Origin of the sequence: Cupriavidus sp. HMR-1 (assembly GCF_000319775.1) — a bacterium.
GTDB classification, from domain to species: domain Bacteria; phylum Pseudomonadota; class Gammaproteobacteria; order Burkholderiales; family Burkholderiaceae; genus Cupriavidus; species Cupriavidus metallidurans.
On sequence record NZ_ANKP01000129.1, the window covers coordinates 1 to 12,476 of the forward strand.

The window sequence follows — 12,476 nt, forward strand, 5'->3', positions numbered from 1 at the left end:
CCGGGACGCCCCGGATGGCCAGGTGTGGCCCCGCCGGCCGCCGCCAGTCGCGGGTTGCGGGTCGCCCAGCCATGAAAGGCCAGGCCGCAGTAGAGAAGTGCCGTCAAGGCATACAGTACAATGGCCATTTGCGCAGTTTACCTTAGTGCCAATGCCGGTGGATTCGCTGGTGGATTCCCGCCACAATGCTGCCACGGCACCACCTGCGCCCCGCTCTCAAGCCGATTTTCCTCCCTCTTCCTGCCATGCTGGATAACCTCACTCAACGCCTGGCGCGGGTCGTCAAGACCATGCGCGGCGAGGCCCGACTGACCGAGGCCAATACCGCCGAGATGCTGCGCGAAGTGCGCCTTGCCATGCTCGAAGCCGACGTGGCATTGCCAGTCGTGCGCGAATTCATTGCCCGCGTCAAGGAAAAGGCCCTTGGCGAGGACGTCGTCTCCAGCCTGACGCCGGGCCAGGCCCTGGTGGGCGTGGTGCAGCGCGAGCTGACGGCGGTCATCGGCGGCGATGAAGCCGTTGGCGACCAGAAGTCCAACGAACTGAACCTGAACGTCCAGCCGCCAGCGGTCATCCTGATGGCCGGCCTGCAAGGCGCCGGCAAGACGACCACTTCGGGCAAGCTGGCCAAGTGGCTGAAGGAAAACAAGAAAAAGAAGGTCCTGACGGTCTCGTGTGACGTGTACCGCCCCGCCGCTATCGCCCAGCTCAAGACTGTGTCCGAGCAGGTTGGCGTCGACTTCTTCCCGTCCCAGCCCGACCAGAAGCCGGTGGAGATCGCGCGTGCCGCGCTCGACTGGGCGCGCAAGCACTATCACGATGTGCTGATCGTCGATACGGCCGGCCGACTGGGTATCGACGAGGCGATGATGCAGGAGATCGCCGCGCTGCACGCCGAACTGAAGCCCGCCGAAACCCTGTTCGTGGTCGATGCGATGCTAGGCCAGGATGCGGTCAACACGGCCAAGGCGTTCAATGACGCGTTGCCGCTGACCGGCGTGGTCCTGACCAAGCTCGACGGTGACGCGCGCGGTGGCGCGGCGTTGTCCGTGCGTCACATCACCGGGCGTCCGATCAAGTTCGTCGGCGTGGGCGAAAAGCTCGACGGCCTGGAGCCGTTCTATGCCGACCGCATGGCCCAGCGGATTCTGGGCATGGGCGACATCCTCGCACTGGTGGAGGAAGCCCAGCGCGGCGTGGACATGGAAGCCGCCGAGAAGCTGGCCAAGAAGATCAAGAAGACCGGGGGCTTCGACCTCGAGGACTTCAAGGCGCAGATCGGCCAGATGAAGAAGATGGGCGGCCTGGGCAGCCTGGTCGACAAGCTGCCGGCCCAGTTCGCCGCGCAGGCGCAGGGCGCGAACATGGACCAGGCGGAAAAGCAGGTGCGCCGCATGGAAGGCATCATCAACAGCATGACGCCGGCCGAGCGCGCCAAACCCGATCTGATCAAGGCCAGCCGCAAGCGCCGCATCGCCGCTGGCGCCGGCGTGCCGGTGCAGGAAGTGAACCGCCTGCTCAATCAGTTCGACCAGATGCAGGGCATGATGAAGAAGCTCAAGGGCGGCGGCATGATGAAGATGATGCGCCAGATGGGCGCGATGAAGGGTGGCATGAAGGGCCTGTTCAACCGCTGACCAGCGGCAAGACACCATCCACCAGCCCCCCGCAAGACAAGCAAGACAAGAACAGGACAACGATCATGATGACCGCTGAACAGGCCCGCGAACTCTGGCTCGACTCCGAGGAAATCGTCAGCGCCGAGGAAGTTCAGAACTCGCTGGACCGCATGGCCCACGACATCACGGAAAAGATGGGCGACACGTTTCCGCTGGTGCTGTCCGTGATGGGCGGCGCCGTCGTCTTCACCGGCATGTTGCTGCCCAAGCTGCAGTTCCCGCTGGAATTCGACTACATCCACCTCTCGCGCTACAACAACAAGACGGTTGGTGGCGAGATGCAATGGCGCGTGGCGCCGCGCGAATCGGTCAAGGACCGCGTGGTGCTGGTGCTCGACGACATCCTCGACGAAGGCGAGACGATGGCAGCCATCCGCCAGCGCATCATGGACATGGGCGCCAAGGAATGCCACGCCGCCGTGCTGTGCGAAAAGACGCTGACCAAGATCAAGCCGATGCACCCGGACTTCTGCGGCTTCCAGGTACCAGACCGCTACGTCTTTGGCTGCGGCATGGACGTGAAGGGCTACTGGCGTAACCTGGGCGCGATCCGCGCGCTGGTTTGATTCTTAGGGCGTGCCCTGCAAGGGCGCGGCCGCAGACAGTACAAGTGGACTGACCAAGGCCGCGCTACGACGCCAGAATCGTTTTGTTGGTGACTACCCGTGCGGGTGGGCGCCGAGAATTGGCAGCAGCGAGGCCAGCAGCATCAGGGCCATCGTCACATTGAACACGCGCAACACGCGCGGCCGCGCCAGCAGGCTGCGCAGCGCAGCACCAAACACCGCCCACGTAGCCACGCTGGGCAGGTTGATCACCGCGAACAGGCAAGCCATTGCCAGGGCATTGACCCAGATGTTGGCGTCGAGCACATAGGTGCTGCACGCCCCCACCGCCATCACCCACGCCTTCGGATTCACCCACTGGAATGCGGCCGCGCGCAGGAAGCTCATCGGCCGTGCCACTTCGCGGTCCTGCACGCCGCCAGCCGTCGCCAGCTTCCACGCCAGCCACACCAGATAGGCCGTGGCCACCACACGCAGCAGGTCCCACATCCACGGCCAGGCCGTGAAAATCGAACCCAGCCCCAGGCCGACCAGCGCCACCATGACCGAGAAGCCGATGCTGATGCCGAGCAGATGCGGCACGGTGCGCGCGATGCCAAAGTTGACGCCGGACGCGAGCACCATCGTATTGTTGGGGCCGGGGGTGATGGACGAGACCAGCGCAAATGCGCAAAAGGCCAGCAGCACACCAGAGCCGGCGGCCAGATTGGGAAGAAAGGCTGGAAAAGTCATGGATGTACATCAGGAATTGCCGAGTACACCCAGTCTAGGCAGACTCATCAATACAGTACCGGCACACTTTGCCAAGAAAGGACCGGTACTGACCGACCTCGTCACCATGACAGTTGACGAACCGGCTATACGGGGCAGCCGTCAGCCCAATGATTATTGCTGGACTACCCGCATGGAATGCGGCTTTGAAAAGTCCAGCGTCTGTCCGTCGTAAGCTTTCACCTTCCTCATATTTTCGTTCTCAACGACGCCACTGAAAACTGCCAATCGGTTATAGGAAAGGTTATCGTAGTCAGACAGCATGACCCCGATGCCAGGGTCCGCCTGGACCATAACATCGTGCTCATAGATCCACGCGGGCAGCGAGTACCCGGAGCGCTCGCCAGCCGGAAGACAGTATTTGTCGGCCGAGATCAGACTGACGATGCAGCCCAAGGGGCGGGTACTATGTGTGACACGCATCGCCCGTGGCTTTGAGAAATCCAGCGTCTCTCCGTTGTGGGCCTTGACGGCACGCAGTTTGTCGTTTTCCACGGTACCGACAAACTCCGCCAGTCGGTTATAGGAAAGGTTATCCCAGTCAGACAGCATGACCGAAACTCCGCTATCCGCCTGTACAAAGACATCGTGCGCGTAAATCCAGGCGGGCAGACTGTAGTCCGACCTTTGTCCAACCTCGAGACAGTACTTTGCACCGTTCCTCAGGCTGACAATGCAGCCCTGCGGACGGGTCTCCGAGAGGAAGCGGGCTTCCGGGTAAATCGAGCGAATCCAGTTCGCATATTTTGAGATGCGGGCACCCGTCGAGAGTTTCGAATGACCGCCATTTGTGGTGGCAACGATCACGGGCTTCGTATCCTTGATCTGCCACCATGCCGAACCGCTGTCTCCAGCCGCGACACGGGCCCAGTTGGCTGAAGGACCAACCGGTTTATAGCTTGCCCCGATGCCGTAGTCGCTCTCGAAAATCGACGTGATCTTGCTGCGGCCGTACAGTCTCCTGGCGCCGCTTTCCGGCCCATAGCCTTCGTTCAGCCCTACACCCCAGACTCCATAGCCGACAAACATGACAGCCCGGTCTTTCTCGTCCTCCCTGTCGTTCAGAATCGGCCTCTCCACCGGAATCCCTGCCCTGTCTTTCAGCGGATTGGTCAGCGGAAGCTTTACGATGGCGACATCCGTCGAAGCCCCACCCATGTAGGCAGGAACCTTGACGCGCTCCTTGGGCACATAGGCGATCCCCAGTCCGGAGGCCACGATGCTGCCGTCCCAGCCGTTGAACGTTAGCTGTACAGGCGTTTCCGTTGCCGAATAGGGAACACAATGTGCGGCCGTTAGGAAATAGGCCCAGCCATTCTTGCTGCCGAGCCAGGTTGCCGTGCATCCGTTGATCCGTCCAATGGTCAGCCAGGGCTTTGCATAACTGTACCCACGTAGTTTTTCGCTGGCGCTTCGAATGGATGCAGCGACATTTCCCGTATCGCCGCCATGCCGCTTGAAAGTATCTTCATCAATAACCACGGCATTGGCCGCCGATGACAACATCAATGCGACCAATGGTAATATCACCCTCATAAATCGACCTTTCGCAATAATACGATTGACAAACCCATACCAGAGGCGATCGCACCATTAAGCCAATCATTTGATTTATTGAAATAAATCCAAATAATCGCCACATAGCTACCACCTCAAGCGGGTCTTGCGATTTTATGAGAGTGATTTATTTAAAACATGAAGCCAGATCAATAATCATAGATTACATATATCTGGCAATTTCACTAATTGCAGGAAAATCATGAGCACGCAAAGGCAAGCGATTCAGCTACCTTGCGAATGCAGGTTCAGCCCCTGCTGCGGTAGGGATGCTCGCGCAACCATTTGGTCGCGATCCATTTTTCGCCCGCCTCCACCGGCAAACCCGCGTGCAAGGTGCGCTCGTCGAGCGCGCCATCGGGCAGGCCGTAGCTGAACAGGACCGCATTGCCCTTCACCGGCGCCACCTCGAGCCCGATGCGCGGGAATGCCGTGGCACCACCAGAGGCCGGACTGTTCAGGTAGATCACCATCGTGGCAACGCGCTGTCCGCCCACGCGCAACTGGCGCGCTTCGCCGGGACGCTTGGGATTGAAGAAATCGAAATGCGGCTGATACTCGCCGCCAGGCTTGTAGTTGAGGACCTGAAAGCCTTCGCCGTGCTCGACCGGCCAGCCCGTCACGGCCGCGATCCGCGCCTCGATACGTTGCAGCAGCGCATGTTCGCCAACCTGGAACATCGCGCCCATGCTGGTACGCGCATCGATCAGGTTCTCGTCGCCAGTGTCCGGATTGACCACGGGCGAACGCTGCAGGCGGTCGCGCGCCAGCGCCACGACGGCATCGCATTCGGCGTCATCGAGCAGGTTCTGCAGCAACAGGATGCGCGGCGACTCCAGCCTGAACAGGACCGGCATCTCGCGATCCTTGTGGCGGAAGGCGTTGCCACCGGTGACCGTTGGCGTTGTGGCAGCCTTCGCTACGGGCGCGGGCGCTGCCGCACTGGCAGCGGCCTGAGGATGCCCTATTGCGGCGCTGACCGTGTCGCGCGCGAACGCAGCGTCGTAGCCGGAGCGCAGCATCGACAGCACCAGCGACTCGGCATCGAAGCCTTGCGCGATATGGCGTGTCAGCCAGTGCTCCAGCTCCGGCGAAGACGCGCTGTACCCCGCGCGGGAATCGCGCTTCATGACTTCATGACGGATTGGCAAGACGTTGCGGCGAGAACGGATTGCGGGCGGGCGATTCCGGCGGCAGCGCGCGTCGCATGGGTGCCGGGGTGACCGCGGCGGGATCCGGATCCCCCGCGATGGTCACAGTCGCCTCGGAATACTGCCACCGCTTCCATGCTGCCAGCACCGCGTTTGGATACTCGGGGCGCCCGCGGCTGCCGTTGTAGCGACCCAGCGCCAGGAACAGGTCACCGTTCTCGCGATCGAGATAATGACGCAGGATCGTGCAGCCATAGCGCAGGTTGCTCTGCAGATGGAACAGCTTGCGCGTGTCGCCATCTCCGATGCTGCGCACCCAGAATGGCATCACCTGCATCAGTCCGCGCGCATCGGCCGAACTGATCGCATATTTGCGGAAGTTGCTTTCCACCTGCACGAGCCCAAGCACCAGCGACGGCTCCAGGCCGGCGCGCTTGGATTCGTAGTAGACGGTTTCGATCAGCTCGACGCGTACCTGCGGCTCGGGAATCCGAGCTTCCAGCCGGCGCGACATCTCGCCGAGCCATTTCAGGTAGCCAAGGCGCTCCGACCCGGACGCAAAGGCCGGGCGCACCGGCCTGTTGTCGGCGATCGCGGCCGCCAATGCCCCGCGCACTGAGTCAGCAAGCGCCTCCTCCTTCTGCGCGCCGGCATGGGCGTTCGCGATCAGCGTCGCGCACAGCAAACCGCCAGCCCAGGCGGACCAGCAGTTGCGCGTCGGCAGGCCGGGAATGCGCATGATCGAGGACGCGGATCAGGCAGCCAGCTGGCCGCGCACGTGCGCAACCACATCCGCCACCGCCACCGGGGTGGCCTGGGCATCGCGGCGGCCCTGGTACTCGACCTTGCCTTCCTTGAGTCCACGGTCACCCACCACCACGCGGTGCGGCACGCCAATCAGCTCCCAGTCGGCAAACATCACGCCCGGGCGCTCGCCACGGTCGTCCAGAATCACGTCCACGCCCGCAGCCAGCAGCTCGGCGTGGATGCGATCGGCCTCGGCCTTGACGGCCTCGTTGCGATCGTAGCCAACCGGGCACACCACCACCGCGAACGGGGCGATCGCCGCCGGCCAGATGATGCCGCGCTCGTCATAGTTCTGCTCGATGGCGGCGCCCAGAATCCGGGTCACGCCGATACCGTAGCAACCCATTTGCATCGGCTGCGTCTTGCCGTTCTCGTCCAGGAACGTGGCGTTCATCGACTCCGAATAGCGCGTGCCGAGCATGAACACGTGGCCCACTTCGATGCCACGGCAGATGTCGAGCGTGCCCTTGCCGTCCGGCGAGGCGTCGCCAGCCACCACGTTGCGGAGGTCCGCCACGGCCGGTTCCGGCAGGTCGCGGCCCCAGTTCACACCGGTGTAGTGGTAGTCGCGATCGTTGGCACCACAGCAGAAGTCGCTCATGTTGGCGACGGTACGATCCGCCACCACCTTGACCGGCTTCTTCGGACCGATCGGACCGAGGTAGCCCGGAGGCGAGCCGAAGGTATCGACGATTTCAGTCTCGGTCGCAAAGCGGAAGTCAACCAGGCCCGGCACCTTCGACGCCTTCACCTCGTTCAGTTCGTGATCGCCACGGATCAGCAGCAGCCAGATCTGGGCCCCGGCGTCACTGTCGGTGGCCAGCACGATCGACTTGACCGTGCGTTCCAGCGGGATGCCCAGGAATTCGGCGACGTGCTCGCACTTGGCCTTCTCGGGCGTCGAGGTTTTCTTCAATTCCTCGGCCGGCGCGGCGCGCGTTGCCAGCAGCGGCAGCGCCTCGGCCGCTTCCATATTGGCGGCGTAGTCGGACGTCGGGCAGTAGACGATGGCGTCCTCGCCGGTATCGGCGATCACGTGGAACTCGTGCGAGCCCGAACCGCCGATGGCGCCGTTGTCGGCCGCCACGGCGCGGAATTCCAGGCCAAAGCGCTGGAAGATGCGCACGTACGCGTCGTACATATTCTGGTACGACGCCTTCAGGCCGTCGATGTCACGGTCGAACGAATAGGCGTCCTTCATCGTGAACTCGCGGCCGCGCATGATGCCGAAGCGCGGACGGCGCTCGTCGCGGAACTTGGTCTGGATCTGGTAGAAGTTGACGGGCAGTTGCTTGTAGCTGCGGATTTCGGTCCGGGCAATGTCCGTGACGACTTCCTCGGAAGTGGGCTGCACCGCGAAATCGCGCTCGTGGCGATCCTTCAGGCGCAACAGCTCGGGCCCCATCTTGTCCCAGCGGCCGGTCTCCTGCCAGAGTTCGGCAGGCTGGATCACCGGCATCGACAGCTCCACGGCACCAGCGCGGTTCATTTCCTCGCGAACAATGTTCTCGACCTTGCGGATAACACGCAGGCCCACCGGCATGTAGTTATAGATGCCGGCGCCGAGCTTCTTGATCATGCCGGCCCGCATCATCAGTTTGTGCGACACGATTTCCGCGTCGGCGGGGGCTTCCTTGAGGGTGGAAATGAAGAATTGCGAGGCTTTCATCCGTTGCTTTCTCGTAAGGCCGGGCGCCATCTGGCATCCCGACCGCGCCGCGATGCGGCATCCATTGGGCCGGACGCGCCGGAAACTGCCCTTCCGGTCGGGGAAAACCAGCACTCCCGCCATCAGGCCGACCCGCGCGCATCCTTTATAATCGTCGTAATTCTAAAGGATTCGAGGTGCAGTCATGCTCGATCGTGAAGGCTTTCGCCCGAACGTCGGCATCATCCTCATCAACGCACGCAACGAGGTATTCTGGGGCAAGCGAATCGGCGAACACTCCTGGCAGTTTCCGCAAGGTGGCATCAAGTACGGCGAAACGCCGGAACAGGCCATGTTCCGCGAACTGCACGAAGAGGTCGGCCTGCTTCCGGAGCATGTCAGGATCGTCGGTCGCACGCGCGACTGGTTGCGTTATGAGGTGCCGGACAAGTTCATCCGCCGCGAGATCCGCGGCCACTACAGGGGCCAGAAGCAGATCTGGTTCCTGCTGCGCATGGTCTGCCGCGATTGCGACATCCACCTGCGCGCGACCGATCATCCTGAGTTCGACGCCTGGCGTTGGAGCCATTATTGGGTGCCGCTGGACGCCGTCATCGAGTTCAAGCGCAACGTCTACCAGATGGCGCTGACCGAGCTATCGCGCTTCCTGAACCGTGGACGCGTGCCGCTGAGCCCCTACGGCAACCATGGTAACCATGGCCACCACGGAGGCCCTGGCCGGCATGGCGACCAGGGACAGCCACCGAGGCCCGTGCCGCTCGAGGAGACCACCGTAACCGAGGTGAGCGTCTCGGTCACGGCATCGGTTACCATTCAGGCGACCGTGCAGGAAGCGGCACATGGCGATCTCGCGACCGCGCCCGTTTCGCCGGCCAGTCCGGCATCCACTCAACGGAGTTCCGATGATTAGTTTCAGCGGCCGGCACATTCGCGCCGGCCTGTTGCTGACAGCAGTCTGCCTGGCGCTGTCGGCCTGCAAGACCACCGACAAGGGCCTGCCCAAGGACGAAGAACAGGCGGCCGACACCCCGACTGGCGACGGCCAACCGGCCAGTTCCTGGCTCAACCCGTTCGCGGACAAGCCATTCAAGGAAGGGGCGACCACCCTGCCCGCTCTGCCGCGTGACGAAGATCTGATCCCGTTCTCGGTGAACGGCGGCAGTTCATTCCGCTTCGCGGTAGACCCCAAGTCGGTCTCCGTGGGCGACGACAACGTCGTCCGATTCACGGTTGTTATCACGAGCAGTGGTGGTGGGCGCAACGTGACCTACGAAGGCATCCGTTGCGATGCGTTCGAGCGCAGGCTCTACGCCACCTTGCCCAAGGGCGCCACCGAGTGGGTGCCCAACCGGGGAGAGGACCGCGACATGTGGCGCCGCATGGAAACGGGTGTGCGCAATGCCTACGCTGCCACGCTGGCGACGGACTACTTCTGCGAAGGTCGAACCGTGGCGGGCAAGGCGGACAAGCTGATCCGCGACCTGAAGGCGTACGCGCCTAGCCGCTGAGCGGTAATCCGAGCGTAAAAAAACGGCGGGGCCTTTGCGGGCCCCGCCGTTTTTCATGGGTTCGTGGGTAACTGCCTCGCGCTCAGACCAGCACGAGATTGTCGCGATGGATCAGTTCGGGCTCGTTCAGATGGCCCAGCACCGACTCGATCTCCGATGACGGCTTGCGTGCAATCAGGCGGGCTTCGGCGCTCGAATAGTTGGTGATGCCGCGCGCCACTTCCTTCCCCTCCGGGCTGGCGCACGCAATGACCTCGCCACGAGCGAACTCGCCCTGCACTTCCACCACGCCAATCGGCAGCAGCGACTTGCCACCGCTGGTGAGCTTCTCTACAGCGCCCGCGTCGATGATCACGCGGCCGCGCAATTGCAGGTGATCCGCCATCCACTGCTTGCGCGCCGTCAGACGACCGGTCGGCGCCAGCAGTTGCGTGCCGATGGCCTCGCCAGCAGCCAGCCTGCCCAGCACATCGGCCTCACGACCCGAGGCGATCGTCGTATGAGCACCAGACTTCGCCGCCCGCTTGGCCGCCAGAATCTTGGTCAGCATGCCGCCTCGTCCAATGGACGAGCCTGCGCCACCGGCCATGGCCTCGAGTTCGGGCGTTCCAGCCAGCGCTTCATGGACGAACTCGGCATTCGGGTCCTTGCGCGGATCAGCGGTGTAGAGCCCGCGCTGGTCGGTCAGGATCACCAGTGCGTCGCCTTCGATCAAATTCGTCACCAGCGCGCCGAGCGTATCGTTGTCGCCGAACTTGATTTCGTCGGTGACGACCGTGTCGTTCTCGTTGATGATCGGCACCACGCCGAGGGACAGCAGCGTCAGCAGCGTGGAGCGGGCATTCAGATAGCGCTCGCGATCGGCCAGGTCAGCGTGCGTCAGCAGCACCTGCGCGGTGCGGATGCCATATCGGCCGAACTGGCTTTCGTAGACCTGCGCCAAGCCCATCTGGCCCACTGCTGCAGCGGCCTGCAGTTCGTGGATTTCCTTCGGCCGGCGCGCCCAGCCCAGTCGCTGCATCCCTTCGGCAATCGCGCCTGAGCTGACCAACACGACTTCCTTGCCCGTGCCACGCAGCTTGGCGATCTGTGCTGCCCAGCGCGCGATGGCATCGTGGTCGAGCCCCTTGCCGTCGTTGGTAACCAGACTCGAACCTACTTTGACAACGATGCGTTTTGCCTGGGCGATGACCGATTGCATGGCGGGTCCTGTCTCCGTGGTGCCTTGTTGTAGTGCGTTACGCTTTGCTGTCGTCTCGATCGACGTTATGCAGGCGGTCGTCGAGGCGGATATCGGGCTCGGCCAGCGCGGCGGCTTCCTCTGCCTTGAGCGCGGCGAGATGGTCCTTGATCGCGTAGACCAGTTCGCGGCAGCCCTCGCCGGTCAGGGCCGAGATATGGAACACCGGCCCCTTCCACTTGTAGCGCTTGACGAAATCCTTCACGCGCGCGGCACGTTCCTCTTCCGGAACCACGTCGAGCTTGTTCAGCACCAGCCAGCGCGGCTTGTCGTACAGCGTCTCGTCGTATTTCTTCAGTTCGTTGACGATGGCCTTGGCCTCGGCAACGGGATCGACATTCTCGTCGAACGGTGCGATGTCGACGATATGCAGCAGCAGCCCGGTACGTTGCAGGTGACGCAGGAACTGATGTCCGAGACCGGCGCCTTCGGCGGCGCCTTCGATCAGGCCCGGAATGTCAGCAACGACGAACGACTGCTCATGGTCCACACGGACCACACCGAGGTTCGGATGGAGCGTCGTGAACGGATAGTCGGCCACCTTCGGACGTGCATTCGACACGTGCGAGATAAACGTCGACTTGCCCGCGTTGGGCATGCCGAGCAGACCGACGTCCGCCAACACCTTCAGTTCGAGCTTGAGCATGCGGCGCTCGCCCGGCTTGCCGTCGACCTGCTGGCGCGGCGCGCGGTTAGTACTCGACTTGAAGTGGAGATTGCCCCAGCCGCCCATACCGCCTTCGGCCAGGCAGACCAGCTGGCCGTGCTCGGTCAGGTCGGCGATGACTTCGCCGGTGTCCATGTCGGAGATCAGCGTGCCCACGGGCATCCGCAACGTGACATCTTCGCCCGCCGCGCCGTAGCAATCCGAGCCCCGGCCGTTTTCGCCGTTCCGCGCTACGTGCTTCTTGGCGTAGCGAAAGTCGATCAGCGTATTGATGTTGCGGTCGGCCTGTGCGAACACGCTGCCGCCACGGCCGCCGTCACCGCCATCGGGGCCACCGAAGGGCACAAATTTCTCGCGCCGAAACGAAGCGCTTCCGTTGCCGCCATTGCCGGCGATCGCTTCGATACGGGCTTCGTCAATGAACTTCATGTTGGTTTTCCGTGGTGGTTCGGGCTTGTCGCCGCCGGCCCGCGACGGGCCAGCGACATTTTATCTTGGCAGAAAACAAAAAAGCCCCGCAGTCACTGCGGGGCCTTCGTGCTGCAAAGGCTGTATCAGGCCGCCGGAACGACGCTGACTTGCTGCTTCTTGGCAGCGCCCTTGACGGCGAACTGCACGTGGCCGTCCACCAGCGCGAACAGGGTGTGGTCCTTGCCGATACCCACGTTCTCGCCAGCGTGCACGCGCGTGCCGCGTTGACGAACGATGATGCCGCCGGCGTTGATGGCCTGGCCACCGAACACCTTCACGCCCAGACGCTTCGATTCCGAATCACGGCCGTTCCGCGTAGAACCGCCGCCTTTTTTCTGTGCCATGTCTTTACTCCTGTTGACCTATTGCGATTAAGCCTGTGTCCGAGCC

General features: G+C 62.8%; 12 protein-coding genes and 1 pseudogene. 4 read left to right on the plus strand and 9 right to left on the minus strand.

Features of this window, described 5'->3' with window-relative positions; all coding sequences use genetic code 11:
* A pseudogene (locus tag D769_RS32705) lies at positions 1-128 on the minus strand (inner membrane protein YpjD); the annotation flags it as partial.
* Positions 129-245: 117 nt separating this feature from the next.
* On the opposite strand from D769_RS32705, the gene ffh reads away from it, so the two are divergent.
* Together ffh and D769_RS16800 are read left to right on the plus strand one after the other, a co-directional pair.
* A complete protein-coding gene (gene ffh, locus D769_RS16795) occupies positions 246-1,637 on the plus strand; it encodes a signal recognition particle protein (RefSeq protein WP_008647241.1) in 1,392 nt (463 codons plus the stop codon).
* Positions 1,638-1,702: 65 nt separating this feature from the next.
* Positions 1,703-2,245: a hypoxanthine-guanine phosphoribosyltransferase gene (locus D769_RS16800; RefSeq protein WP_035884301.1), complete on the plus strand. Its 543-nt coding sequence runs from the start codon at positions 1,703-1,705 to the stop codon at positions 2,243-2,245.
* Positions 2,246-2,338: 93 nt separating this feature from the next.
* Here D769_RS16800 and D769_RS16805 read toward each other — a convergent pair whose 3' ends face one another.
* The 5 genes from D769_RS16805 to D769_RS16825 form a co-directional block, all read right to left on the minus strand.
* A complete protein-coding gene (locus tag D769_RS16805) occupies positions 2,339-2,977 on the minus strand; it encodes a LysE family translocator (protein ID WP_008647243.1) in 639 nt (212 codons plus the stop codon).
* A 153-nt stretch (positions 2,978-3,130) separates the two neighbouring features.
* Positions 3,131-4,534 (minus strand): hemolysin, encoded by a 1,404-nt coding sequence (locus tag D769_RS16810; protein WP_241227875.1) that lies wholly within the window; start codon positions 4,532-4,534, stop codon positions 3,131-3,133.
* A 287-nt stretch (positions 4,535-4,821) separates the two neighbouring features.
* Complete coding sequence (locus D769_RS16815) at positions 4,822-5,703, minus strand: 2OG-Fe(II) oxygenase (protein WP_008647245.1); 882 nt, start codon at positions 5,701-5,703, stop codon at positions 4,822-4,824.
* A 4-nt stretch (positions 5,704-5,707) separates the two neighbouring features.
* Positions 5,708-6,463: a lytic transglycosylase domain-containing protein gene (locus D769_RS16820; RefSeq protein ID WP_008647246.1), complete on the minus strand. Its 756-nt coding sequence runs from the start codon at positions 6,461-6,463 to the stop codon at positions 5,708-5,710.
* 15 nt (positions 6,464-6,478) lie between these two features.
* Positions 6,479-8,200, minus strand: a complete 1,722-nt coding sequence (locus tag D769_RS16825; protein ID WP_008647247.1) for a proline--tRNA ligase — start codon at positions 8,198-8,200, stop codon at positions 6,479-6,481.
* 184 nt (positions 8,201-8,384) lie between these two features.
* Between D769_RS16825 and D769_RS16830 the strand changes: the two genes are divergently transcribed.
* The gene (locus tag D769_RS16830) at positions 8,385-9,110 is read left to right on the plus strand and encodes an RNA pyrophosphohydrolase (RefSeq protein ID WP_008647248.1); all 726 of its coding nucleotides are present in this window, start codon (positions 8,385-8,387) and stop codon (positions 9,108-9,110) included.
* On the plus strand, positions 9,103-9,708 hold the full coding sequence (locus D769_RS16835; protein WP_008647249.1) for a CNP1-like family protein: 606 nt from the start codon (positions 9,103-9,105) through the stop codon (positions 9,706-9,708). Before D769_RS16830 ends, D769_RS16835 begins: the two co-directional genes overlap by 8 nt.
* An 82-nt stretch (positions 9,709-9,790) precedes the next feature.
* Here the strand turns inward: D769_RS16835 and proB are convergent, their stop codons facing one another.
* The 3 genes from proB to rpmA all read right to left on the minus strand — a co-directional run bounded on the left by proB (position 9,791) and on the right by rpmA (position 12,430).
* Complete coding sequence (gene proB / locus D769_RS16840; RefSeq protein ID WP_008647250.1) at positions 9,791-10,909, minus strand: glutamate 5-kinase; 1,119 nt, start codon at positions 10,907-10,909, stop codon at positions 9,791-9,793.
* Positions 10,910-10,946: 37 nt separating this feature from the next.
* On the minus strand, positions 10,947-12,044 hold the full coding sequence (gene obgE / locus D769_RS16845; protein WP_008647251.1) for a GTPase ObgE: 1,098 nt from the start codon (positions 12,042-12,044) through the stop codon (positions 10,947-10,949).
* Between the two features lie 125 nt (positions 12,045-12,169).
* The gene (gene rpmA, locus D769_RS16850) at positions 12,170-12,430 is read right to left on the minus strand and encodes a 50S ribosomal protein L27 (protein WP_008647258.1); all 261 of its coding nucleotides are present in this window, start codon (positions 12,428-12,430) and stop codon (positions 12,170-12,172) included.
* Positions 12,431-12,476: the final 46 nt, after the last annotated feature.